This window comes from Celeribacter ethanolicus, from assembly GCF_002407265.1.
GTDB classification, from domain to species: domain Bacteria; phylum Pseudomonadota; class Alphaproteobacteria; order Rhodobacterales; family Rhodobacteraceae; genus Celeribacter; species Celeribacter ethanolicus.
Genome location: NZ_CP022196.1, coordinates 3,927,922 through 3,951,042 on the forward strand (window position 1 = coordinate 3,927,922; position 23,121 = coordinate 3,951,042).

At 63.2% G+C, this 23,121-nt stretch carries 22 protein-coding genes; 10 read left to right on the top strand and 12 right to left on the bottom strand.

Annotation, left to right across the window (positions count from 1 at the left end; translation table 11 throughout):
• Positions 1 to 75: 75 nt before the first annotated feature.
• The 4 genes from recJ to CEW89_RS19430 form a co-directional block, all read right to left on the bottom strand.
• Positions 76 to 1,821 (bottom strand): single-stranded-DNA-specific exonuclease RecJ, encoded by a 1,746-nt coding sequence (gene recJ, locus CEW89_RS19415; RefSeq protein WP_096807016.1) that lies wholly within the window; start codon positions 1,819 to 1,821, stop codon positions 76 to 78.
• A gap of 214 nt (positions 1,822 to 2,035) precedes the next feature.
• Positions 2,036 to 3,010 (bottom strand): class II fructose-bisphosphatase, encoded by a 975-nt coding sequence (gene glpX / locus CEW89_RS19420; RefSeq protein WP_066705708.1) that lies wholly within the window; start codon positions 3,008 to 3,010, stop codon positions 2,036 to 2,038.
• Between the two features lie 231 nt (positions 3,011 to 3,241).
• The gene (locus tag CEW89_RS19425) at positions 3,242 to 4,552 is read right to left on the bottom strand and encodes a homoserine dehydrogenase (protein WP_066705706.1); all 1,311 of its coding nucleotides are present in this window, start codon (positions 4,550 to 4,552) and stop codon (positions 3,242 to 3,244) included.
• A gap of 89 nt (positions 4,553 to 4,641) precedes the next feature.
• Positions 4,642 to 5,028, bottom strand: coding sequence for a hypothetical protein (locus CEW89_RS19430; protein ID WP_157779929.1), 387 nt, complete (start codon positions 5,026 to 5,028; stop codon positions 4,642 to 4,644).
• A gap of 59 nt (positions 5,029 to 5,087) precedes the next feature.
• Between CEW89_RS19430 and CEW89_RS19435 the strand changes: the two genes are divergently transcribed.
• Positions 5,088 to 5,570, top strand: coding sequence for a hypothetical protein (locus tag CEW89_RS19435; protein ID WP_096807017.1), 483 nt, complete (start codon positions 5,088 to 5,090; stop codon positions 5,568 to 5,570).
• A 17-nt stretch (positions 5,571 to 5,587) separates the two neighbouring features.
• On the opposite strand, the gene CEW89_RS19440 is transcribed toward CEW89_RS19435, so the two are convergent.
• The 3 genes from CEW89_RS19440 to CEW89_RS19450 are packed head-to-tail and all read right to left on the bottom strand — an operon-like array spanning position 5,588 to position 8,588.
• The gene (locus tag CEW89_RS19440) at positions 5,588 to 6,304 is read right to left on the bottom strand and encodes a TadE/TadG family type IV pilus assembly protein (RefSeq protein WP_096807018.1); all 717 of its coding nucleotides are present in this window, start codon (positions 6,302 to 6,304) and stop codon (positions 5,588 to 5,590) included.
• 11 nt (positions 6,305 to 6,315) lie between these two features.
• On the bottom strand, positions 6,316 to 6,861 hold the full coding sequence (locus CEW89_RS19445; RefSeq protein ID WP_066705698.1) for a TadE/TadG family type IV pilus assembly protein: 546 nt from the start codon (positions 6,859 to 6,861) through the stop codon (positions 6,316 to 6,318).
• On the bottom strand, positions 6,858 to 8,588 hold the full coding sequence (locus CEW89_RS19450) for a TadE/TadG family type IV pilus assembly protein (RefSeq protein WP_157779930.1): 1,731 nt from the start codon (positions 8,586 to 8,588) through the stop codon (positions 6,858 to 6,860). Before CEW89_RS19450 ends, CEW89_RS19445 begins: the two co-directional genes overlap by 4 nt.
• A gap of 363 nt (positions 8,589 to 8,951) precedes the next feature.
• Between CEW89_RS19450 and dnaG the strand changes: the two genes are divergently transcribed.
• Entirely contained in the window at positions 8,952 to 10,910 is a 1,959-nt protein-coding gene (gene dnaG / locus CEW89_RS19455; protein ID WP_096807020.1) for a DNA primase, read from the top strand.
• A gap of 260 nt (positions 10,911 to 11,170) precedes the next feature.
• Positions 11,171 to 13,168 carry an RNA polymerase sigma factor RpoD gene (gene rpoD / locus CEW89_RS19460; RefSeq protein ID WP_096807021.1) on the top strand — a complete coding sequence of 666 codons (1,998 nt, stop codon included), beginning with the start codon at positions 11,171 to 11,173 and terminating at the stop codon, positions 13,166 to 13,168.
• Positions 13,169 to 13,213: 45 nt separating this feature from the next.
• Here rpoD and CEW89_RS19465 read toward each other — a convergent pair whose 3' ends face one another.
• On the bottom strand, positions 13,214 to 13,696 hold the full coding sequence (locus CEW89_RS19465; protein ID WP_096807022.1) for a hypothetical protein: 483 nt from the start codon (positions 13,694 to 13,696) through the stop codon (positions 13,214 to 13,216).
• A gap of 154 nt (positions 13,697 to 13,850) precedes the next feature.
• Here CEW89_RS19465 and CEW89_RS19470 point away from each other — a divergent pair, with 154 nt between their 5' ends.
• Complete coding sequence (locus CEW89_RS19470) at positions 13,851 to 14,153, top strand: HlyU family transcriptional regulator (protein WP_096807311.1); 303 nt, start codon at positions 13,851 to 13,853, stop codon at positions 14,151 to 14,153.
• A gap of 31 nt (positions 14,154 to 14,184) precedes the next feature.
• On the opposite strand, the gene CEW89_RS19475 is transcribed toward CEW89_RS19470, so the two are convergent.
• The gene (locus CEW89_RS19475) at positions 14,185 to 15,036 is read right to left on the bottom strand and encodes an SDR family oxidoreductase (protein ID WP_096807023.1); all 852 of its coding nucleotides are present in this window, start codon (positions 15,034 to 15,036) and stop codon (positions 14,185 to 14,187) included.
• A gap of 123 nt (positions 15,037 to 15,159) precedes the next feature.
• On the opposite strand from CEW89_RS19475, the gene CEW89_RS19480 reads away from it, so the two are divergent.
• From CEW89_RS19480 to ribD, 6 genes are all read left to right on the top strand, one after another.
• The gene (locus CEW89_RS19480; RefSeq protein WP_066705686.1) at positions 15,160 to 15,549 is read left to right on the top strand and encodes a winged helix-turn-helix transcriptional regulator; all 390 of its coding nucleotides are present in this window, start codon (positions 15,160 to 15,162) and stop codon (positions 15,547 to 15,549) included.
• 86 nt (positions 15,550 to 15,635) lie between these two features.
• Complete coding sequence (locus CEW89_RS19485) at positions 15,636 to 15,935, top strand: hypothetical protein (RefSeq protein WP_066705685.1); 300 nt, start codon at positions 15,636 to 15,638, stop codon at positions 15,933 to 15,935.
• Between the two features lie 60 nt (positions 15,936 to 15,995).
• Complete coding sequence (locus CEW89_RS19490; protein WP_157779931.1) at positions 15,996 to 16,511, top strand: hypothetical protein; 516 nt, start codon at positions 15,996 to 15,998, stop codon at positions 16,509 to 16,511.
• Complete coding sequence (locus CEW89_RS19495; RefSeq protein WP_096807025.1) at positions 16,508 to 16,927, top strand: secondary thiamine-phosphate synthase enzyme YjbQ; 420 nt, start codon at positions 16,508 to 16,510, stop codon at positions 16,925 to 16,927. Before CEW89_RS19490 ends, CEW89_RS19495 begins: the two co-directional genes overlap by 4 nt.
• Positions 16,928 to 17,062: 135 nt before the next feature.
• Positions 17,063 to 17,530, top strand: coding sequence for a transcriptional regulator NrdR (gene nrdR / locus CEW89_RS19500; protein WP_066705681.1), 468 nt, complete (start codon positions 17,063 to 17,065; stop codon positions 17,528 to 17,530).
• The gene (ribD, locus tag CEW89_RS19505) at positions 17,527 to 18,627 is read left to right on the top strand and encodes a bifunctional diaminohydroxyphosphoribosylaminopyrimidine deaminase/5-amino-6-(5-phosphoribosylamino)uracil reductase RibD (RefSeq protein WP_096807026.1); all 1,101 of its coding nucleotides are present in this window, start codon (positions 17,527 to 17,529) and stop codon (positions 18,625 to 18,627) included. The genes nrdR and ribD overlap by 4 nt, the downstream gene beginning before the upstream one ends.
• Here the strand turns inward: ribD and CEW89_RS19510 are convergent.
• The 3 genes from CEW89_RS19510 to CEW89_RS19520 form a co-directional block, all read right to left on the bottom strand.
• Positions 18,620 to 20,359: a capsular polysaccharide biosynthesis protein gene (locus CEW89_RS19510; protein WP_198403464.1), complete on the bottom strand. Its 1,740-nt coding sequence runs from the start codon at positions 20,357 to 20,359 to the stop codon at positions 18,620 to 18,622. The two genes, ribD and CEW89_RS19510, sit on opposite strands and share 8 nt — an antisense overlap.
• Positions 20,360 to 20,375: 16 nt before the next feature.
• Positions 20,376 to 21,506, bottom strand: a complete 1,131-nt coding sequence (locus CEW89_RS19515) for a polysaccharide biosynthesis/export family protein (protein WP_244906109.1) — start codon at positions 21,504 to 21,506, stop codon at positions 20,376 to 20,378.
• A 230-nt stretch (positions 21,507 to 21,736) separates the two neighbouring features.
• Positions 21,737 to 23,041 (bottom strand): capsule biosynthesis protein, encoded by a 1,305-nt coding sequence (locus CEW89_RS19520; protein ID WP_096807312.1) that lies wholly within the window; start codon positions 23,039 to 23,041, stop codon positions 21,737 to 21,739.
• Positions 23,042 to 23,121: the final 80 nt, after the last annotated feature.

Consider the following 23,121-nt stretch of genomic DNA (forward strand, 5'->3'; position numbering starts at 1 on the left):
TGCGCGCGAGGGGCGCAAGAGGGATTCTCACAGAATTTTGCAGTTTTTTTGACAGGGGGGATTTCATACGCGAAATCAGGCTTCGGCGGCATCTTCGAGGCGCAGTTGGACGGATTGCCGCCCTCCCCATGTGTTGAGCTCGAGCTTGCCCGCGAGGTGGAAACGCGCGCCACCATGGCGTTCGAGCGCGGGGCCGAGCGGGCCGTCGAAAGCGCCGAAACAGATGGCGTCGAGACGCGGCCCCTGACCTTCGGAGAAGGTCACTTTCAGGTGGTTCGAGCCGACCCGCTTGGCGAAATGAATCGCGCATGCGGGGAAGGCGAAGCGCGGGGCGGGGGCGGAGGCACCATAGGGGCCGGCGGCTTCAAGCTGTGCGATCAACTCCGGCGTGGCGGCGCCGGGCATCAGGAGGCCGTCGAGTTTCAGGTCGGATGGCCCCATCGCGCCAGCGCCCTGTTTGGCGAGAAGTTCGGAGAGGCGTTCCATCGCGGGCTCAAGCCGGTCGCGCATCACGGTGAGGCCCGCGGCCATCTTGTGCCCGCCGCCCTTGACCAAAAGCCCTTCGGCGGCGAGGCGTTGAATGGAGGCGCCGAGATCGACGCCGGAGACGGAGCGACCGGAGCCCTTGCCGATGCCGTCCTCGTCAAAGCCGATGACGACGGCGGGGCGGTTGGTGGCTTCCTTGAGACGCGAGGCGACGATGCCGACCACGCCGGGGTGCCAGCCATCGCCTGCGGCCCAGACGAGCGGGGCGTCGAGGCCGCGCTGTTCGGCCTGCAACAGCGCGTCGTCGCGCACGGCGCTTTCGATGTCACGGCGCTCGGTGTTGAGCGCGTCGAGCCGTTCGGCGAGGGCCTGTGCCTCATGCGGGTCTTCGGTGGAGAGCAGTCGTGCGCCCAAATCCGCAGCGCCGATCCGCCCGCCGGCGTTGATCCGGGGGCCCAAAAGAAAGCCGAGGGAATAGGAGGTGGGGGCAGTGTCCATGCGGGATACATCTGCGAGCGCGCGCAAACCGATCCGGTCGCGCCGGGCCATGACCTTGAGGCCCTGACGGACGAGGGCACGGTTGACACCGATCAGGGGCGCGACATCGGCGACGGTGGCGAGTGCGACGAGATCAAGCATGGCCATGAGATCGGGGCCTTTTTGCCCCTCGGCGCGCATTTGCCGCCCGACTTCGACCAGCATGAGAAAGACGACGGAGGCGGCGCAGAGATGCGCCAGATCGCCGCTTTCGTCCTGACGGTTTGGGTTCACCACGGCGACACAGTCGGGCAGGGTTTCCCCGCCCAGGTGGTGGTCGAGAACAATCACATCGGCCCCTATGGCGGCGGCGATGGCGTCATGGGAGAGTGTGCCGCAGTCGACACAGACGATCAGGTCGTGGTCGCGGGCAAGCGCCTCCATGGCGGGCTCGTTGGGGCCATAGCCTTCGTCGATGCGGTCGGGGATGTAGAGCGTCGCGGGACGCCCCATCTGGCGCAACCAGGTGATCAGAAGTGCCGCCGAGGTGCCGCCATCCACATCGTAATCTGCGAAAACCGCGATGTTTTCGCCGCGTTTTGCCGCCGTGAGAAAGCGCGTGGCAGCCACGCCCATGTCCTTGAGGGTCAGGGGATCGGGCAGCAACTCCTTGAGCTTCGGGTCGAGGAATTGCGCCGCCTCATCGGGCGTCACTCCGCGCCGGGCGAGGGTCTGGCACAGTGCCAGAGGCAGGCGGGTCTGTTGCACCAGAAGCTCCGCCTGACGGTCGAGATCGGCGGTGGGGCCGATCCAGCGGCGGCCAGTGAGCGAGGCGGAGACATTGAGAAAATCGGTCATGGGCCCAGTATATCGCCGAGGCAGAGGGCGGATGCAAACGCGCTGTTGGGATGCATCACAGAGTTGATACGACCGTTATCGGTATCGCTGCCATAAGGCCGGGCTAAGTGTCGGTCTGGCACAGCGCATATAACAACTCCCGCCAGTGTCGGACTGGCGGGAGCGTTTCTTCTCGCCGTCGCGCAGATGGGCGATGCCCGGTGCGCGTTTGCGATCAGTCGTGACGCGGCGTCGTCGGGTTGCGGTAGGTCATGCGACGGATCGAGCCGGTTTTCGAGCGCATCAGGATGGTTTCTGTGGTGAGGAAGCCGGGTTCGCGCTTGATGCCATGCACGATGGAGCCGTTGGTCACGCCGGTGGCGGCGAAGATCACGTCGGAGGTAACGAGTTCATCGCGGCAGTAGATCTTGTCGAGATCGGTGATCCCCGCCTTGGCGGCGCGGCCACGTTCGTCGTCGTTGCGGAACAACAGCTTGCCCCACATCTGACCGCCCATGCATTTCAGCGCGGAGGCGGCGAGCACACCCTCGGGCGCACCGCCGGAGCCCATGTACATGTCGATGCCGGTGGTCGGCTCGGCACAGTGGATGACACCGGCGACGTCACCATCGGTGATCATGCGGATCGCGGCGCCGGTGGCGCGGAGCTCGGCCAGCATCTCTTCGTGACGCGGGCGTTCGAGCACGCAGAGCGTGATGTCTTTCGGCGCGACGCCTTTGGCCTTGGCCAGCGCTTCGACGCGCTCGGTCGGGGTCATGTCCAGCGACACGACGTCTTTCGGATAGCCCGGCCCGATCGCCAGTTTGTCCATGTAGACGTCGGGCGCGTGCAGCAGTGTGCCGCGCGGCGCCATGGCGATCACGGTCAGCGCGTTGGGCATGTCTTTCGCGGTGAGCGTGGTGCCTTCGAGCGGGTCGAGGGCGATGTCCACGGCGGGACCGTTGCCGTTGCCGACATTCTCGCCGATGTAGAGCATGGGGGCTTCGTCACGCTCGCCTTCGCCGATCACCACGACGCCCTGGATGTCGAGCTTGTTGAGCTGATCGCGCATGGCGTTGACGGCGGCCTGATCGGCGGCCTTCTCATCGCCGTGGCCGACGTAATCGGCGGAGGCGATGGCGGCCTGTTCGGCCACGCGGGCGAGGCCAAGGGAGAGCATACGGTCAAAGAAATTGGGGGCTTGCGACATGTGTCTTACGGGTCCTTTTCGGGCGGACGGAAATTTCTGCCCCTCTTCATGACCACATGTTCCGGGGCGGGGCAAGGCGGGTGCGGAGCTGTGCGCGCTAACAGATGGGTTGTTTGCGCTAACGTCTTGTCGCGGCGTAACAATTTCACGTCAACAGCATGACGTTTTCCATGGAAACATAAAAAGGGCCCGCCTGAGCGGACCCTCTGAATTCTGCCGGAGCGGGCGGGATCAGACGTTTTCGATGCGGATCGCGACCGGCTCCGAGGCCAGAACGGCGGTCGCTTTCATGCCTTCGAGGGCGGCGTCGAGCGAGGCGCGCGAGGTGGCATCGGTGACGATCAGCACGGGAGCCACCTCGGGATTGGCGTCCTGACCGTATTGCCGCATCCGGTCGATGGACACGCCCGCATCGCCCAGCGCTGCGGCGATTTTCGCCAGCGCGCCGGGTTTGTCCAGAAGCGACATTCGCAGGTAGAACGGCGCGGGGGTGGCGGCGACGGCAGGGGTGGCCTTTTCGAGGGCGGCGGCGGGGACGCCAAAGGTCGGGATACGGATGCCGCGGGCGATGTCGAGCACGTCGGACATCACGGCGGAGGCGGTGGGGCCTTCACCAGCCCCGGCGCCACGCAGCACGATCTGGCCGACCTCGTCGCCTTCGAGCACCACCATGTTGGTGGCGTTTTCGAGCTGTCCCAGCGGCGAGAGCGCGGGGACGAGGCAGGGGGTCATGCGTTGTTCAAGCCCGCGACCTGTCATCTGGGCGACGCCCAGAAGCTTGATGCGATAGCCCATATCGGCGGCGTGGCGGATGTCTTCGATGGTGATCCGCTCGATGCCTTCGAGCACCATATTATCGAAATCCACCTGCGTGCCAAAGCCGATGGCGGCCAGAAGGGCAAGTTTATGCCCGGCGTCGATGCCGCCGACGTCGAGCGTCGGGTCGGCTTCGAGATAGCCAAGCGCCTTGGCGGCGGCGAAGACCTCGTCATAGGTGAGGCCCTCGTTCTCCATCCGGGTCAGGATGTAGTTGCAGGTGCCGTTCATGACACCGGCGATGCGCTCGATCCGGTTGCCCGCGAGACCTTCGGTCAGGGCCTTGATCACTGGAATGCCGCCCGCGACGGCGGCCTCATAGCGCAGCACGGCGCCTTTCGCCTCGGCCTTCTCGGCGAGCATCTGGCCGTGATGGGCGAGCATGGCCTTGTTGGCGGTGACGACATCCTTGCCGACGGCGAGCGCGGCCTCGGTCGCGGCCTTGGCGGGGCCGTCGGAACCGCCCATCAGCTCGACGAAGACATCGACGTCGTCCCGCAGTGCAAGCGCGACCGGATCGTCTTCCCAGGCGTAACCGGAAATATCGACACCGCGGTCCTTGTCGCGCGAGCGGGCGGAGACGGCGGTGATCACCACGGGCCGACCGCTGCGCTCGGCGATCAGATTGGCCTTGCGCTGGATGATCTTGATGACGCCCACGCCGACGGTGCCAAGACCTGCAATGCCGAGGCGCAGGGGGGCTTGGGAAGACGTAGATTTCGGCATGTGGGGCTCCGCTCGAGGATGTGTTGAAAAACCTGTCCGTCGTGATAGCGGCGAATGCGGGGGCGTGCAACTGCCCGCCGTTGCCGGGCTCAGTTTCCGGTTACAAGCGGGGGCAGGGGCTCGGTCTGGTCGTCCGTGGCGAACACGGGGTCGTTCGCGAGCGTCTCTGCCCGGGCGCGGAGCGCTTCGGCGCGGGCCAGCGTCGCACGGGTCTCCTGCGCAAGTTCATCGGCGCTTGCGGCATCCTCAAAGCCGGTTTGCGACGGCGAGGCGATCAGCGAGGGCCAGGGCAGCGCGGTGTCGACGGGTGCGAGCCGGTCGGAGAGGTCCGGGGTCTGAGCGCAGCCGATCAGCGCGACGAGGGGCAGCGCGACCAGGGGCAGGGCGAGAAGAGTGCGGCGAAGGGCGAGCTGCGTCATGAAGGGATCCGGCTGCGGTTGCCGGGCGAGTTTAGCCTTTGGCGGAGGCGGGGACAATGCGGCTTTCCCTTCGGGCGAGGGCGGGCTAAAGCGGAGGGGTCTTTTAGGAGTGTGCCATGACGAGCGGAACCGATCTGAGCCTGACACCTTCGCCCGCGCGGCGGATGAGCGCGGTGGCGCTTCTGGGCGTGCTGGGGGCCTTGTTGCTGCGCGTGGCCCTCGGGGCCGAAGAGATGACGGCGGGCTGGATGGCCCTGCTGGTTGTGATGGCGGCGGCGGTGCTCTGGGTCGCGTGGCGGCTCTGGGTGGCGACGGGCGTGCGGCTTGTGCTGACCGAGGCGGATCTGCGCGAAGAGGGCGGGCGGGTGCTCTGCCGTCTCGACGAGATCGAGAAGGTCGAACGCGGCACCTTTGCCTTCAAGCCGTCGAACGGATTTCTGATCCGGCTAAAAACCCCGGGCAGTCGGGTCTGGGCGCCGGGGCTGTGGTGGCGGTTCGGTCGCAGGCTGGGCGTCGGCGGTGTGACGCCGGCGGGGCAGGGCAAGGCGATGGCCGATGTGATTGCGGCCCGTATCGGCGGCATGGGACGGCTGGACTGAGGCGCGAGCTGTAAGGCTCACCACCACCAGTAATAGCCGCCGCCGCCGTAACGGTCGGAGCCCCAGCCGCTGCTGTTCGAGCCGGTCGAGGTGCCGCCGGTGTCGACATCGCTGTCGTCGGAATCCTCATGAGTGGCATCGTTGATCACTTCGGTGCCGTCGTCATAGATCACCTGCGAGGCGAACCGCGGTTTGGTGGTGACGATGTCCTCGAAATCCATTTCGCTCAGGATGGCGTTGAAGGGCGCGACCCAGCCGCGCTGGGTTTCCACCACGATCACCTCTTCGCCATCGGCCATGAGTGGCAGGCGTTCCTCGATGTCGACGAGAGTGATGTCGGTGAGTTTCTCATAACCGCCGGTGGCATAGGACCAGACCAGCTTGAAGCTCTCGTTTTCATCTTGGTCGATGACGAACTGGACGGCGGAGACCCGCATGTCGATGTCGCCGTCGTTGTTGAGGAAGCGGTAGAGATCGGCGAGCCCCCCCATGAAGGTGTCGTCGATCGTGTCGGTTTGCCGCGAGATGTAATCGGAGATGGTGTAATTGGCCTTGTTCGCGCGGGCCTTGGCCTCGAAGGCGGAGAAGAAGGTGTAGCAGGCCATCAGCGTGAAGATCAGCGCCGGGGCGACGATCAGGGCCTCAATGGCGACCGATCCGGCCTCGTCGCGGGAAAAGCGCTGCAGGAGGCGACGCAGGGCAGATTTCGGGGAGGTCTGGCGGATAGAGAACATCGTCGTCTCCCTTAGCTGTTGGGTTCGTTCACGAAGCCGCCGGTGGCGACGATGGCATAGCCGGAGCCTTCGGTGCGCTGCATGGCGGCCCCGATCCATGTGGTCGGAAAGATCGGATCGACGTTGACGCAGGCGCGCACCAGCATCAGTTCGTTTTCCTTGCCATCCTCGAAGACGGTGGAGGGTGCCACATCGGCGCTGCGGTCGATACATTCGGCGATATAGGTCGGGCGGGTGAAATTCCACGCGTCGACGGGTTCGAGCGCGATGTGGATGTTTTCCTCGCAATTGCGCACGTAGCGCGCGTATTCGCATGTGGCCGATTTCAGGGTGTCGAGCGTGACGGTGGGCATATTGCCGAGACGCACGTCGCGCACCGCGTTGTCGAGGCCGCGCTCCAGCATGGCGGAGGAGACGGTGTAATAACCGATCTCGTAGCTGCCCATGATGAGGAACATGAACATCGGGAAGATCAGGGCGAATTCGATGGTCGCATTGCCGTCGTCGTTCCGGGCGTGGCGTTGACGCAACCGATTCAGTTTGCGCAAAAGTGTCATTCGACCAACCTCAACTCGGTGATCTTGGTCGCGATGGCGGAGAAGGCCTCGGCGATCTCGATCCCTTCCACATCGTAGTAATGCGCATCGGAAGAGGCGCAGGAGCGCAGCACGTTCTGACCGGCCGTCGGAGCCTCGAAGCCGATGGCGAAGATGATGATCCCGGCATTCTTGGCGGCGGTACAAATCTCGTCCAGTCGCGCGTCCTTGGTCGCGGTGTCGTAGCTGGTGCGTGTCGCATTGCGCCAGGTGTAGTAATCGTAGTCATTGCCGGTGGCGTAGGAACGGGCCTTGGCGTGGTTGTAGACGGTCATCGAGGACCAGACCTCGGACCATGTGATTTCCCAGACATTGCCGGAGGCGAGCGTGTAGGGCAGCGAGGTCAGAACGCTGCGGTTGTCGATCCGGGTGTAGCGCATCTCGGTCGAGCAATTGTAGGGGGTTCCGTAGTAGTAGGAGCAGGTGGTGCGTTCGCCGCTGACGTAGATGCGACCGTCCTTGTCTTTATAGACGCCGGTCGACTGGTCGTCGTCGCGGTAGGGGTCAGGCATGAGATACTGGTTGGTGTGCGAGCCGTCGGTCATCACCACCATGAATTTCTGGGCGTCCGAATTGGAGGCAGGGTGGGCGCTGGCGGAGGTGCCTGCGGTCAGGATCTGCGCGCTTTCGTCGAGCAGGGCCGCGCCCCATTTCACGCCAAGATCGATCGAGGTATTGCCATAGGCGGTGAGTGCCTCGATGTAATCGTCGATTTCAGTCTGGTTGTTCGAGAACGGCAGGATTTCGCGGCTCGCGGCCGGAGCACAGGTGTGGTCCGACAGCGCCATGTCGAGGTCATAAAAATTGCTGTTGAACGCATCGAAATCCATTGTCTGGTCGTAAAAGCGGCCGGTGGTTTCGGTGACGGGGAATTCTAGGCCGATCGTCGAGAAATCGTCTTCCTCGAAGTTGATGCAGTAGGATTTGTCATGCGCGTTCAGGCGATGGAGTGAGTCCAGGATGTCTTTGCCTGCGTTCACCTGCGTGGCGTAGGGGATGACCGAGATCGCGATTTCGTCACTGGCGGCATTCTCGAAGACGGTTTCGGTGAAATCCTGGGCGGCGTCCTTCAGGTTGGTCAGGCGGCTGTAGCTGTTCATCGAGCCCGACACGTCGAGCACGAGCGAGATCTCAAGGCCTGCGAGACCCTGTTGTGCCATGGTTTCGCCCGACAGGGACAGGCTGTCGATGGCGGCGAATTTCATGAAATAGGTCGGCACCTCCGCTTCGACCGAAGCATAGACCTGCCGCCCGTCGCCGAGCGGAACGATGTCGATCTCGTCTTCCTTGAGATATTCGCTCAGGCCCGCCTTCGCGAAATAGTCGATGATCACGTCTTTCGGATCGTTGGTGTTCTCGAGGTTGGTGGCGGCGAGCACGGCGCGGTCGAGCGTGTTCTGCAACTCGGTGCGCAGGGTCTCATGACGCACGATGTCGATGCCCATCCCGGCGAGCACCAGAAGAATGACAAAGGTGAACAGGCCGAAGAGCGCGAGCGAGCCCTGCTCGTCGCGCATATGCCGCCGCGCATCGAGTTTGCGCAGATGTGTTGCCGCGGCGCGGGCGAGACCCGAAGCCGGTTCCTGAACGGGCGCCTGCGACGTGTTCTCACGCGCAGCACCACCGGCGGCATGGCCCCGGTCCCTATGAAAAAGCCCCGCTTCGCGGCGCGTGATCTTACCCAACATGACACCGTCTCTCAGATCGGAGTGGTGCCCCCATATTCCCCAGTGTGCATGGTATCTGGCCGGGGTTTTCCCCGTGCATGACAGACGCCACACGACATTATTTTGAGCGGTTGGAAACCATGGGTAAAGTCCGCAGAGGCTCTGCCGCGAAATGGTCATATTGGCGGGCGAGGCGGCGGGAAAAGCCGGGAAAGCCGCATATGCGCGGGGATGCGATTGGCGGGTGGACACGGTTTTGCCGCATTTTGCCACGCTGTTGTCGGATTCGTGTCGGAGTTTCGCCACAAAGCGATTCGCAGCCCGCATGGCGCGGCGTTGCAGGGCCTCTGGACCTTGGGCGATCCAGCGGCGATACTCGCGCCCATGTCACTGCCCCCGGGATTCTTGGATGAGCTGCGCAATCGCCTGTCGCTGACCGATGTGGTCGGCCGAAAAGTCATGTGGGACACGCGCAAATCGAACCCCGGCAAGGGCGACATGTGGGCACCATGCCCGTTCCACCACGAGAAATCCGCCTCCTTCCACGTCAATGACAAGGACGGCTATTATTATTGCTTCGGCTGCCACGCCAAAGGCGATGCGATCACCTTCGTGCGCGAGACCGAGAATGTCGGGTTCATGGAGGCGATCGAGATTCTCGCTCAGGAGGCCGGGATGCCGGTGCCGAAGAGCGATCCGAAGGCGCAGGAGAAATCCGACAAGCGGGCGGAACTGGCCAATGTGAACGAGGCGGCGAACCGGTTCTTCCGGCTCTGCCTGTCGCAACAGGGCGGTACGGCGGCGCGGGCCTATCTCGACAAACGTGGGATGAAACCCGAGACGCGGGAGCGCTTCGAGATCGGCTTTGCCCCCTCCGGCAATGCGCTTTTGCGTGCCCTGAAGGATCAGGGTATTTCCGCCGAGATGGCGGTCGAGGCCGGGGTGGCGGCGAAACCCGACGACGGGCGTGAGCCTTATGATTTTTTCCGTGACCGCATCGTCTTTCCGATCCGCGATGCGCGCGGGCGGCTGATTTCCTTTGGCGGGCGGTCGATGGACCCGAACGCGCGGGCGAAATATCTAAACGGCCCCGAACGGTTGCTGTTCGACAAGGGCAATGCGCTTTACAACCATCAGGAAGCTCGTGTGGCCTGCGGGCGGGGGCAGACCTTGGTCGTCGCCGAGGGCTATATGGATGTGATCGCGCTGGCGGAGGCCGGGTTTGAGGCCACGGTTGCGCCCTTGGGGACGGCGATCACCGACCGGCAGTTGCAACTCATGTGGCGGATGTCGAGCGAGCCGGTGATCGCGCTCGATGGCGACAAGGCGGGGCTTCGGGCGGCCTACCGGGTGATTGATCTGGCGATGCCTCTTCTGGAGGCGGGCAAGGGGCTGCGCTTTGCCATTCTGCCGGAGGGGCAGGACCCGGACGAGTTGATCAAGGCCAAGGGGCCGGAGGCGATGCAGGAGGTGCTCGACGGGGCGTTGCCGATGGTGGCGCTGCTGTGGCGGCGCGAGACCGAGGGCAAGGTGTTCGACAGCCCGGAACGTCGCGCGGCCTTGGACAAGAGCCTGCGCGAGACCATTCGCCCGATCACCGACGCTTCGATCAAACGCCATTACGGCGAGATTTTGAACGACATGCGTCGCGAACTGTTTCGTGGCAAACGCGAAGAGAGCCCGCGCAAGGCCTGGACCCCGGGCGGCGGGCGCGGGCGGTTCGGCAAGCAGGCGGCGGTGCCCACCGAGGGGCTGAAAGCATCCCTGATCGTCTCCGGCGACGAGGCGCAGGCCGATCTGATGCGCGAGGCGGTGGTTCTGGCGGTTCTGATCGCCAATCCGGGGATGGCGATGGAGTTCCTGTCCCAGCTCGAGGCGCTGACGCCGCGTTCGGAGGATCATGCGGCCTTGCTTCATGCGGTGCTGACCCATGCCGAGGAGGAGGACGCGGGCGTGCTTCGGGATAATGTGAGTGCGATGGCGGGGCGCGGGGCCCTTGATCGGCTGATGTCGCATCCCCATGTGCAGATCGCGCCCCCTGTGCGCCGGCCCGACCGCGAGGTGGCGCAGATGTGCCTCACGGAGGAACTGGCCAAGCTCAAGGCGCGGCGGGGCTATCAGGCCGAGCTGGCCGAAGGGCTGGAGGACATGCTGGCCGCCGATGATGAAAAGCTGACCTGGCGGCTTCGGCAGGCGGCGGAGGCGCGCAATCGGGCGACCAAAGCGGAGGCGGAGGACAGGACGGAATTCGACATTGCGGAAAACGGGCTTGAGCTGTCGCGCGACGAACGCAACGCGTTTCGGGCACTTTTGAGCCGAATCGCCCCGGAACGTGGCAAGTGAGCCGCAAAAGCGGGCGGGCGTTGTATGGAGAGGCCCTGTGCCACTGGTGCAGGGATGGTTAAGGAAATATGGGTATTCGGGTGGCGAATCATTGATTCGCATGACATGATTCGGGTTTGAGCAGGCGCTGAGTCGGGTGAAAGGGTTGGGCGACCCCGCACCGACTGCCGACCAAGGGGCCAGAGACTGGTCCATGACAAGGGCGGCGACAGGGCCATCGGGACCGCATCGGAACCCGCCAGAGTTTAGGGGAGAGCCGCATGGCAGCCAAAGACAATGACGACGCCAAGAGTGACGATCAGGACCAGGACGTGATGCTCGACGTGAGCCAGGCCGCGGTCAAGAAGATGATCGCCGAGGCGCGTGAAAAAGGCTACATCACCTACGATCAGCTCAACAAGGTCCTGCCACCGGAGCAGGTGAGTTCCGAGCAGATCGAGGATGTGATGTCGATGCTCTCCGAAATGGGCATCAACGTCATCGAGGACGAAGAGGTCGAAGACGACGACAACGCGGACGGCGAGGCCAAGGGCGGCGAGCTGGTCGCGACCTCCGGCTCGCGCGAAGTGGCGATGGCCTCCTCCGAGACCGAAAAACTCGACCGCACGGACGATCCGGTGCGCATGTACCTGCGCGAGATGGGCTCGGTCGAGCTGCTGTCGCGCGAGGGCGAGATCGCGATTGCGAAACGCATCGAGGCCGGGCGTAACACGATGATCGCCGGGCTCTGCGAAAGCCCGCTGACCTTCCAGGCGATCACCATCTGGCATGACGAACTTCTGTCCGAGGATATTCTCCTGCGCGACGTCATCGACCTCGAAGCCACGTTCGGCGGCGGCGTCGATGAGGACGAGGACGAGGAGAACGTCGTCGAAGGGCTGAACGCGGAGGCGACCGCCGGGGAGTCCAAGGAAAAGGAACAGGAATACGACGCCGACGGCAATCCGATTTCCTCCGACGAGGACGAGGATGATGACGAGCAGGCGAACATGTCGCTTGCGGCGATGGAATCGGCGCTGAAACCGCAGGTTCTCGAAACGCTGGCGCGGATTTCCGAGGATTTCGCCCATCTGTCCGAGATGCAGGACCTGCGGATGTCCGCCACACTCAACGAGGACGGGTCGTTCTCGGAAGGGGCGGAGGCCGAGTATCAGAAGCTGCGCTCCGAGATCGTGGTTCTGGTGAACTCGCTGCACCTGCACAACAACCGGATCGAAGCGCTGATCGACCAGCTCTACGGCATCAACAAACGCGTCATGTCGATCGACAGCGCCATGGTAAAACTCGCCGACCAGGCGCGGATCAACCGGCGCGAGTTCATCGAGGATTATCGTGGTTCCGAACTGGACCCGACCTGGCTCGACCGCATGGCGGAGAAACCGGGCCGTGGCTGGCAGATGTTCGTCGAACGCTTCTCCGACAAGGTCGAGGAGCTGCGCTCCGACATGGCCATGGTCGGGCAGTATGTCGGCGTCGACATCTCCGAATTCCGCCGCATCGTGGCGCAGGTCCAGAAAGGCGAGAAAGAGGCCCGTCAGGCCAAGAAGGAAATGGTCGAGGCCAACCTGCGTCTCGTGATCTCGATTGCCAAGAAATACACCAACCGGGGCCTGCAATTCCTCGATCTCATTCAGGAAGGCAACATCGGTTTGATGAAGGCGGTCGATAAATTCGAATACCGTCGCGGCTATAAATTCTCGACTTACGCCACATGGTGGATCCGTCAGGCGATCACGCGCTCCATCGCGGATCAGGCCCGCACCATCCGTATTCCGGTTCACATGATCGAGACGATCAACAAGCTGGTTCGGACCGGCCGTCAGATGCTGCACGAGATCGGCCGCGAACCGACGCCGGAAGAATTGGCCGAAAAGCTGCAAATGCCGCTCGAAAAGGTCCGCAAGGTGATGAAAATCGCCAAGGAGCCGATCTCTCTGGAGACGCCGATCGGCGACGAGGAAGACAGCCAGCTTGGCGATTTCATCGAGGACAAGAACGCGGTTCTGCCCCTCGACGCGGCCATTCAGGAGAACCTCAAAGAGACCACCACGCGCGTGCTGGCCTCGCTCACGCCCCGCGAAGAACGCGTGCTGCGGATGCGGTTCGGGATCGGCATGAACACCGACCACACGCTCGAAGAGGTGGGGCAACAGTTCTCCGTGACCCGCGAACGGATTCGTCAGATCGAGGCGAAGGCTTTGCGGAAGCTGAAACACCCCTCGCGGTCGCGGAAGCTGCGGTCGTTCTTGGATCAGTAAAGTTAGGAGCGCCCCCCGAAAGGGGGGCGTTTTTGTTTGGGAGGCTTAGTGGAACCATTCTGAGGAAATGGTTTGTTGAATACTCTCCGTAAGGGCGCGACTTTGTTCTCTCAGCGCGTTGACTTGGTGTTTTCGGACTGTCTCGTAATCACCTTTTTCCGGGTAGCAAAATTTTGTGCCGTTCAGGATGTTTGTGGCCTCTTCAAGAGATTTTAAGCCTGCCGGTAGTTCTCGTTCCTTAGAAGATGTCCGCATGAGGACATGTCCGGCATCTTTGAGTGCAAAAAGTTTGTTTCGAAGCGCGCGACGTTCCGTATTGAACTCTGCTTCCGAAATGTCGCTTTCTTTAAGCAAGCGTAGCGCGACGGAGTCAGAGATAGCTGATACGGCTTGCTGTGACCATTCTATGAGCAGCTTATCGGCTTCGAGCCTCATGGATGCGTGGGAAATCTTATTTGCTTTTATCGCGATTGTTGCTGCGATTGCAGCCGTCGCGAAGCTGGCTACAAATGTTAGAAAATCAATCATGTGAACATCCTTAATTTATAAAACGACACTGTGAATGGGGCTAGGTATCGCAAATTATTCGGTGCCTGCAAGGTTGGGGATGTTTTTTGAGTAGAGGAGCAACTTGCGCTTCGCTTTCGCTCATTCCAAAATGCCTCTCAAACAGGAGGTCCAAATGTCCATTTTCTCCAAACTCTTCGGCGGCAAATCTGGTAGCACGTCCGGGGCGCAAAGCGCGTCGAAAGAGGACGCAAAGCCTGAGCTCTACGGCGATGAGTTTCGCATTTTCCCGGAGCCGATCAAGGAGGCGAACGGCTACCGCGTGGCCGCCAGGATCGAAAAGGACATCGACGGCGTGACCAAGACCCACCACATGATCCGCGCCGACACGATGGGTGGCGAGGACGACGCGCGCATCGCCAGCCTGTACAAGGCGCAGATGTTCATAGACCAGATGGGCGAGGCGATTTTCAACTGATCCCCCGCCCAGCCGGTGTCCGTAAAACGGCTTAGAGCGCGGCTTTGACCGTCTCGGCGATCGGCTCGGTCGGGTGGCCGATCAGTTTGGACAGCGTTTGGCTGCCGTCGAACAGTGCGCCTTTGGCGGCTTTCGCATCCGAATCCGCGAGGATGGCGGCGAACCCGGCGGGCAGGCCTGCGCCGACCAGTGCTTCGGTAAACGCGGCTTCGGGCATGTCGGTGTAAACGACCGGTTTGCCGGAGGCCTCTGCGACGATGGCGGCGTATTCCGCGAGCGTGTAGGCTTCATCACCAGCAAGCTCCAGAACCTCACCATCATGACCGCCCGCCAACACGATGGCGGCGGCCTCGGCGTAATCCTTGCGCGGGGCGGTGGCGAGCTTGCCCTCACCGGCGGCACCGAAATGCTGGCCCAGCTCAAGGTCTTGGCCCAGCGTCATGGTGATGTTCTCGGAATACCAGCCATTGCGCAGAAGCGTGTGCGGAAGACCGCTGTCCTTGAGCATGGCTTCGGTGGCAAGGTGTTCTTCGGCCAAGGCCATATTGCCGGTGTCGGCATTGAGGATCGAGGTGTAGGCGATGAATTTGACGCCTGCGGCTTTGGCGGCCTCGATGACATTGCCATGTTGCGGTGCGCGCTGGCCCACCTCGGACGAGGAGATCAGAAGAAGGCGATCCACACCGTCAAAAGCAGCTTTGAGCGCGGCTGTATCGGTATAATCGCCGCGGCGGGTGGCGATGCCCTTGGCGGCAAAACCTTCGGCGGCTTTGTCGGAGCGCACGAGGGCGAGGATGTCGTCTTTGGCGACGAGCGTGGCGAGGTGGTCGATGACGAGCTGGCCGAGCTGGCCGGAGGCGCCGGTGACGAGATAGGTGGTCATATGTCTTCCCTTCGGGGTTCGTTTTGGGTATAAGTCTCAATTAGAGACCTTTTTTGCCTCTGAAAAGGAGGCACTTTTTCGGGACAAGGTCACATTGAGGGAACCGCCTGAAGGATGAGAGTGATGCGTGACATTCCGACGAACCGCCTGGAAGAATGGAAGGCGATGGGGTTTGAGCCGCAGAACTGCCCGGTGCGGCAGGTTCTGGATCACGTTGCGGCGAAATGGACCTCGCTCATCCTGCTCGAACTGGAACACGGGCCGCAGCGGTTCAACGCGCTGGGACGCGCGCTCCCCGACATTTCCAAGCGGATGCTGACCCAGTCCCTGCGCGATCTGGAGCGCGATGGAATGGTGGCCCGCGAGGTGTTCGATACGAAACCGCCCTCGGTGGCCTATAGTTTGACCGATCTGGGCCGATCCTTTCTTGGGCCTTTGCACGGGTTGATTGACTGGGCGGAGGGGCGGATGCCCGAAATTGAGGCGGCACGGGGCGTTTTCGACGCGGCCTGACGGGTTATCCACAGGAAATCTGACGGCGTTGAAACCTGATTAAGCCTTTGTGCGTTGTTGTGGGACAACTGCACGGGAGAGCTGTCATGACACGCGCCGCCAAGGCCCTCATTGCCTTCACCTTCGCCATCGTTGCCGCAGCGCTGATCGCGCCCTTTGGGGCGTTGGGCGAGGTGGTACAGGATCTTGCGGTGGCAGATGGTCCGTATGAGGGGGGCGACAACAGCGGTGTGATCGTCATCAAAGTGCCTGCCGAAGACCTGGACCGCTGTATCGCGACGCTGGACGCGGTGTTTATGGCTCCGGTTCAGGATGCGCAGGTGCAGACTGCCTCCCTGTCTCCTGCACAGGCGGGGCAGACCGTCCGCTGCGAAGCTGAGGGCTGACGTTTCCATCGCGATCTGAATGAGGTAAGCCTTTCTGGCAACAGGTGAGGGGAGGCTTCGATGGGCACTTCAGGATACAGGCTGTCCGGCCATATCGCGATGACGGCGACATTTCTTTCACTGGGGGCACTGTCGTCCGGCGCCGCATGGGCGCAGGACGCGGTTCTGCTTCAATGTGAGTTTCCAAATGGCAAAGGCGTGGTTCTGTCGGCGCATGAAAATGGGGTGTCCTATCGTTTCGGTCATCCGGGTCAGTCGCCCGACCTTGCGCTGGAGCGCCCCTATGCCGAGGTTGTCGTGACGCCTTGGCCCGGTGTGGGTGGGGCGATCTGGGAAGAACTGCGCCTGACCAATGGCGATGTGAGCTATGTGCTCTGGGGGGCGCTCGACCGGATGACAGATGATCACGAAATGACGGGCGGGATTGTTGTTGAACGGAATGGCAAGGAACTGGCACGGTTCGACTGTGTGCCGGAGACGCTCGACTATACGGTGTTCGGATTTTCCGATGCCTATGAGGCGGCAGGCTATTGCTGGGATTTCGATGCACAGAGCTGGCTGGAGCGTTGCGAATGAGCCACCGTGTGTTTGAGATCGCCACTTCCGGTCCGGGCCTTTATGAATTCACCGCCGATCTGGCGCGCTGGGTGGCGGGCGAGGGGGCGATGGAGGCGCTGCTGACGCTCATGGTGCAACATACCTCCGCCTCTCTGGTCATTCAGGAGAATGCCGATCCGGAGGTGCAGACCGACCTTCAAGCCTTTTTCCACCGCCTCGTGCCGCCCACGAGCGATCCGTCGATGGCCTATCTGACCCACACCTATGAAGGGCCGGACGATATGCCGGCGCATATCAAGGCGGCGCTTCTGCCGACGACGTGTACAATTCCCGTCCTGAACGGGCGAATGACGCTTGGATCATGGCAAGGAGTTTACCTTTTCGAACATCGGGACCGACCGCATGTCCGGCGGGTGATGGCGCTGCTGCGTTGAGCCGGGGTGCCCTACAACATTTAGCGCTGAAAATTTCATCTACCCAAATTCTGGGAGAGCCCCTATAGTACCTGTGGATAACTGGGGCGCAGACCCCAGACGAGGCAGTGACGAAGAGATGAAGGGGACGCCAGGATGCGTTGTCCATTTTGCGGAAATATTGATACCCAGGTGAAAGACAGCCGCCCGGCTGAGGATCATGTGGCAATCCGGCGGCGGCGGTTCTGTTCGGCCTGTGGCGGGCGGTTTACCACCTATGAACGTGTGCAATTGCGCGATCTCGTGGTGGTGAAATCCAACGGGCGGCGCGAAGATTTCGATCGCGACAAGCTGGAGCGTTCGATCCGGATCGCGGCCCAGAAACGACCGATCGAACCGGAGCGCCTGGACCAGATGATTTCCGGCATCGTGCGACGGTTGGAGAGCATGGGGGAGACGGATATTCCGTCGAAAACCATCGGTGAGATCGTCATGGAAAGCCTCGCGCGGATCGACACGGTGGCCTATGTCCGCTTTGCCTCGGTCTACAAGAACTTCCAGGCGGCCGACGATTTCGACAAGTTTGTCAGTGAGTTGCGCCCCGACGCCAAATCCGACGAATGAGCGAAGCCGAAGATTTGCGCCACATGCGCCACGCGCTGACTCTGGGTGCGCGCGGGCTTGGCCGGACTTGGCCGAACCCGGCGGTCGGTTGTGTCATCGTGCGGGACGGGCGCATCGTCGGACGGGGCTGGACCCAGCCGGGCGGACGTCCGCATGCGGAGGTCATGGCCTTGCGTCAGGCGGGCGAGGCGGCGCGGGGCGCGACCGCCTATGTTACGCTTGAACCCTGTTCCCATCACGGCAAAACCCCGCCCTGCGCCGAGGCGCTGATTTCGGCGGGGTTGTCGCGTGTCGTGGTTGCTCTGGGCGATCCGGACCCACGGGTGAACGGGCGGGGGTTTGCCATGCTGCAAAGCGCCGGGGTTGAGGTGGTTGCCGGGCTCTGTGATGCCGAGGCTCGGGCGCAGCAGCAGGGCTTCCTGTCGAAAGTCACTCTGGACCGCCCGATGGTGACGCTGAAGCTTGCGATGTCCTGGGACGGGCGGATCGCGACGGCGACCGGGGAGAGCCAGTGGATCACCGGCCCGATGGCGCGCCGACGGGTGCATGCGATGCGGGGCACGCATGATGCGGTTCTGGTCGGCGGAGGTACGGCGCGGGCGGACGATCCGACCCTGACGATCCGGGGGCTGGGTGTCGATCATCAGCCGGTGCGGCTGGTGATGTCGCGCAGGCTCGATCTGCCGTTGGACAGCCATCTGGCGCGCACGGCGGGCGAGGTGCCGGTGTGGCTCCTGCACGGGCCGGAGGCCGCACCGGAACTGATTTCGGCTTGGCAAGGGCTTGGTGCGGAGCTGATCGAAGTGCCGGTCACGCAGGGACAGCTCGATGCCGAAGCCGCGTTGCAAGCGCTCGGTGCGCGGGGGCTGACGCGGGTGTTCTGCGAAGGCGGCGGCGCCTTGGCGGCGTCTCTGCTGTCGGCGGGGCTGGCCGATCATGTGGCGTTGTTCACGGCGGGGCTCGGCATCGGTGCCGAGGGGCGTCCGGGGCTGGGCGCGCTGGGGCTGGACCGTCTGGCCGAGGCGCCGCGCTACCAGCTTGAGAAACTCGAACAGATCGGGCCGGATGCGCTGAGCCTTTGGGCGCGGATCACCTGATGCCGAGGGTTGCGGCGCGCAACTGCCGAATCTTGGCCAAAAGCGCCTGAGCGAGACGACTGCGGCCCTTCGGGGCCTGCGCCAGCCGTTCCAGAGCCTCTTCCGGTGACAGGGGCGCACCGGTTTTCGGATCGAAATAGCGTGGATAATCAATCAGAACCGCATAGGCGAGGCTGATCAGGTCGGGGCGTGCGGCACGACGTGCGGGCACCGGGCCGAGATCGGTGGTCAGCCCCCACCCGGCGTAAAACGGCGTTCCGGTGCAGGTCACGGGCGTGTCGCGCAACAGCGCCTCGAAGCCGAGGAGCGAAGTCATTGTCCAGACCTCATCGCAGGCCTCGATCAACGCGAGCGGATCGGCCCCGGAGGCGATGACATCGGCAATGCCGCTGGCTTCCGGCAGGGCGCCGCGCCGCAGCCCGGCTTCGACATCGGGGTGCGGCTTGTAAACCAGAACGGCATCGGGATGCGCCGTCCGTGCGGCCTGCAACAGCGCGAGATTGGTCGCGATTTCGCCCGCGCCAAGGGTGATGGAAGCGTCGTCCTCGACCTGTCCGGCGACGAGGATGCGATGGCCTTCGGGTAGGGCGGGCAGATCCGCGCCGACATTGTATTTGCTTAGATGCAGGGCCTTGAGCCGGGAGAGAAAGCGCTCGATCCGGGCGCGCTGTGCGGCGCTGAGGGGCGTGCGCTCCGCGATCAGGGTTTCCAGCCGGGAGGGGCGGGTCGGGTCGAAGTAGAGGCCGCTGTCGTCGAGCACGAGCGACAGGGGGCGCAGGAGGGCGGCGCCGAGACCGCGAGAGCGCAGGAAACCGTCCTCGAGCCGCAAATCGGCCTCCGGGACGGCCCCCCAGGCGATGTGACGGCGGCCTGCGGCTTTTTCTCGGGCGATGATGCTCGGATCGTCGTTGATCGTGAGAGCTGCGCGGCCGAGATATTGCCGAAGGAAACGGCGTTTCCACCGCAGGATGCCGGAGGCGACATAGCCCGATGCATCCTCACGAGTGGCGCGCTCGCGGGCTTCGAGCCGTGCCAAAATCTCCTCGATCTCCAGCGTCTCCGTGCCCGCATGCCATGTGGTGGCGCGCATCAGGGCGGCGAGAAAGAGCTGGGCGCGGGTCAGGCGATGGCTGCTGTGCGGATCGGGGTCTTCATCGGCGGTGAGACCGAGCGCGCCATACCATGGCCGTCCGAAGACGCGGGGACGATGCCCGGCGAGGACCGCGTCGAAGCCGTAGCCCGCGGAATGGGTGTAGACGGCGGTGGCCGCCTCGAGCAGGCGATAGAGATTGGCGTTCGGCGGCAGGCGGGTCAGACGCGGATCGGTGCTGTCGCTGAAAAAGCCATCGTCGCAACCGAGGATGACGACACGGGCATTCACGAGCTCGGTCTGAGCGAAGACCAGCATTTCGGTCATTGCGGCTTCGGAAGGGGCGTCTTCAGCGCTGCGAGGCTGATCCAGAACGAGCACAAATGGAACATCCGGCGTCAGATCCGGGTCGATTTCGGCGCTGGATCGGGACAATTTCAACGAGATCAGCCATTCAATCGCCTGACGCGCGCGGTCAAGTGCCGCACTGTCGTCGAGAGGCGCGCTGCGGGCGAGGTCGTGCCAGCTTAGCGTGGCGCAGGATAGGTCGGCCTCGGCATGCAGGCGCTCGATCAGACGTGGGATCTGAAACGAGAGCCGCCCCGGCGGGGAGGCCGGGGCGGGAGATTTCGGGCCGGGCAAGTCGCCGCCCATCCGATCACTGGCCGATGGCGGCGAGCGAGTTGGCGGAGTTGGCCGTGCCGGTGACTGCGCTCAGAGTTTTCTGCCACTGGGTGAACGGCGCTTCGGTGACATAGAGCGTGTCTCCGTCGCGAATGAGGAAGTCGCGGGCGAGGAACAACCCGTTCGGCTGGGTCAGGTCGAGCACATAGATCAGGCGTTGGGCGCCCATGATGTCGTCGCGACCGAGCACCTGTTTGGCGATGGTTTCCGGTTCGTTGCGGAAGACGAAAACGCCGGTCGGGTCGGCCGAACTGGTGCGCAGGCCGCCGACCTGTGCGATGGCTTCGAGCGCGGAGAGGTTGCGGGTCTCGAAGGGGATCACGCTTTGCGCGCCGGTGGCGCCGAGGGCGGTGAAGGAGCGCGGGTCGGCCTCGACCAGAATGCGATCGCCGTCGCGCAGCGGAATGTCGTATTTCGGGTTGTCGTAGAGGTCCTGGAACCAGACGATGCCGGTTTTCGAGCCGCGGATCACCTTGACCTGTGCGACATCGGGCTCGACGGCCACGCCGCCGGCATGCGCGAGCATGGCGGTGAGACGACGCGTCGGGCGCTGGATCGGATAGACGCCCTGACCGGAGATCTTGCCGGTGATGGTGACGGTGGCGCCATCGCCCGCGGCACGGGTGACCATAACCTGCGGATCGGGGGTTTGCGCGTCGAGTTTCTCGGTGATCAGGCGGCGGATCGCTTCAGGGCTGTTGCCTGCGGCCTTGATGCGCCCGGCATAGGGCACGAAGATGAAGCCCGCGCCATCGACCTGCACCTCGGAAAGCACGGTGGCATTGGCGCCGGCACCCGCCAGCAGCCCGTCATCGACGTTTTCCCAGATGGTAAGCGAGAGAACGTCGCCCGGCGCGATGGTGTCGGAGCCAATCACCCCGGCATTCTGGAAGGCGGCGGAGAAACCGAGCTCCTGGTTGATCGCGGTCACGGCATTGACGCGGTCGTTAACGGAGACGACAAAGGCATCGCCCTGTTTCATCTCGGAGCCCGCGAAGATTTCCTTCTTGGTCGGGCCGGAACGCGGCAGGGCGCAGGCCGACAGGCTCGCCGTCACGGCGGCCAGCGCAATGGCGCGGGTCATGCGCGATGTCAGGATATTCACTGCTCGATCTCCTCTGCCCCATATTTTTATCGGGTTTAGTCAGAAGATTAACCAATAGCGAGTCAAAAATCCAGCGTTCGCAGAGAGATGTGGGGCGCAGTGAAGGTGGTGTGGCGCGAAGGTCGCGGCTGTCGCAGAGAGTGTGGCGAGGGGCAGTTTTACACCACGATCTAGTGGTGTTCGCAGGAGTTTTCGGACATGAAATTGCCCTGTTCGGTACCCTCGCCGGTTTACTTGACGAGGCGCAGCGGCTGGCGCGGCGGGGTCTTGCCGCTCAGGAGCGCCTGATCGGGGGCTTCGGCGCCGAGCATCAGATCGACGACGAGACGCATGAGCTGCCGCCGCCCACGTTTCGAATAGAACCCGCCAGGGACCTGCGAGGTTTCCAGAAGGAACTGCCGATAATCGCGATAGGCGCGGGTGTCGGGCCGCTCGGGCTGGGCGAAGAAGGTTTCCAGCGGTTGATGGGAGACGAATTCAGGTTTGTCATAGACTGCGCGCCCGAGGATGCGCAGCGGGATGCCCAGCGACAGCACTTGTTGCCCGGCAGTGGAATTGACGGTGACGGCTGAGCGCGCGCTCAGCAGCAGTTTCTGCAATTTGCCGCCGCGGACGTAATGCACCCGGTCCTCGATGCCGTATTCGGCGGCAATGCGGCGGATTTCGTGGCGCAGGTTGCGGCGGTCGTTTTCCAGCGGATGCGCCTTGAACACGAGGTGGTGGTGACGCGGCGCGCCTTTGGCAAAGCCTTCGATCACATCGGCGACGAATTCGAGCATGGTGGAATAGGGGCTGTGGACCTGAAAGCTGGTGTCATGCTCGAGTTGCAGCAGCGCGATGTGAAACGGATGTCCCGCCCCGAGAATGGCGCGCGTGTGCCAGGCGCGCGATAGCCAATGGTGCGGCATCAGGATCAGGCGTTTGAAATATAATATGAATTCGCGCGTCACAGGCAATTCGCGATGGCCGCGGTAATGACGGAAACCGGAGTTCCGGAACATCACGAACCAATGGTAGAGCGCGCCGTAGAAAATGTGCTGGCGCATGTCGCCCCATTGTGCGGGCGGGTCGATCGTGTCCTGGTCGATGTTCTCGAGCGCGCCGCGCATCTCCGCGACGCCAAGCGTCATGAGGGCCGAATTGCCGTTCGAGCCACCACGCTCATAGGTCACCCAATAGGGGCGGATATAGCCCTCTTCAAACACATGGATGGTGAGACCCAGCGCCCGGGCGCGTTCGATGGCGAGGGCATGGACGGGGCGGGTGTCGCCGTAGAGCACGATGTCGGTCACGCCCTTGTCGCGTATGATCCCTTCGAACCGGTCGGGCCAGTCCTCTGGCGGATCGGTGTAGGCGATGAAGCTCTTGGTCGAGAACCAGAAAGCGCGATCCCCGGCGTTGAAGCCGACGCGCCAAACCTGCGCGCCTGCCGCCGTCAGCATCTTGCCCAGGCCCCAGAAAAACGGTCCGTGCGGTCCCTGAAGCATCAGGAACACACGAGCGTCGGCGCTTTTCGTCGGGGTGTGGTTCGGCATGGGGCGGTTTTGCGGCATCGGTTGCGGTTTGTCGTGGTTAATTTCCTGTTAGCCATAAATTCGGGCGGATTTGTGGCCCG

Coding starts and splice junctions, on each gene's coding strand:
- CEW89_RS19450 (WP_157779930.1), bottom strand. CDS start 8,588: ATGTTGGGTAAGATCACGCGCCGCGAAGCGGGGCTTTTTCATAGGGAC.
- rpoD (WP_096807021.1), top strand. CDS start 11,171: ATGGCAGCCAAAGACAATGACGACGCCAAGAGTGACGATCAGGACCAG.
- CEW89_RS19445 (WP_066705698.1), bottom strand. CDS start 6,861: ATGACACTTTTGCGCAAACTGAATCGGTTGCGTCAACGCCACGCCCGG.
- CEW89_RS19520 (WP_096807312.1), bottom strand. CDS start 23,041: ATGCCGAACCACACCCCGACGAAAAGCGCCGACGCTCGTGTGTTCCTG.
- CEW89_RS19465 (WP_096807022.1), bottom strand. CDS start 13,696: ATGATTGATTTTCTAACATTTGTAGCCAGCTTCGCGACGGCTGCAATC.
- glpX (WP_066705708.1), bottom strand. CDS start 3,010: ATGTCGCAAGCCCCCAATTTCTTTGACCGTATGCTCTCCCTTGGCCTC.
- ribD (WP_096807026.1), top strand. CDS start 17,527: ATGAGCGAAGCCGAAGATTTGCGCCACATGCGCCACGCGCTGACTCTG.
- CEW89_RS19475 (WP_096807023.1), bottom strand. CDS start 15,036: ATGACCACCTATCTCGTCACCGGCGCCTCCGGCCAGCTCGGCCAGCTC.
- recJ (WP_096807016.1), bottom strand. CDS start 1,821: ATGACCGATTTTCTCAATGTCTCCGCCTCGCTCACTGGCCGCCGCTGG.
- CEW89_RS19425 (WP_066705706.1), bottom strand. CDS start 4,552: ATGCCGAAATCTACGTCTTCCCAAGCCCCCCTGCGCCTCGGCATTGCA.
- CEW89_RS19485 (WP_066705685.1), top strand. CDS start 15,636: ATGACACGCGCCGCCAAGGCCCTCATTGCCTTCACCTTCGCCATCGTT.
- dnaG (WP_096807020.1), top strand. CDS start 8,952: ATGTCACTGCCCCCGGGATTCTTGGATGAGCTGCGCAATCGCCTGTCG.
- nrdR (WP_066705681.1), top strand. CDS start 17,063: ATGCGTTGTCCATTTTGCGGAAATATTGATACCCAGGTGAAAGACAGC.
- CEW89_RS19480 (WP_066705686.1), top strand. CDS start 15,160: ATGCGTGACATTCCGACGAACCGCCTGGAAGAATGGAAGGCGATGGGG.
- CEW89_RS19490 (WP_157779931.1), top strand. CDS start 15,996: ATGGGCACTTCAGGATACAGGCTGTCCGGCCATATCGCGATGACGGCG.
- CEW89_RS19470 (WP_096807311.1), top strand. CDS start 13,851: ATGTCCATTTTCTCCAAACTCTTCGGCGGCAAATCTGGTAGCACGTCC.
- CEW89_RS19495 (WP_096807025.1), top strand. CDS start 16,508: ATGAGCCACCGTGTGTTTGAGATCGCCACTTCCGGTCCGGGCCTTTAT.
- CEW89_RS19435 (WP_096807017.1), top strand. CDS start 5,088: ATGACGAGCGGAACCGATCTGAGCCTGACACCTTCGCCCGCGCGGCGG.
- CEW89_RS19440 (WP_096807018.1), bottom strand. CDS start 6,304: ATGTTCTCTATCCGCCAGACCTCCCCGAAATCTGCCCTGCGTCGCCTC.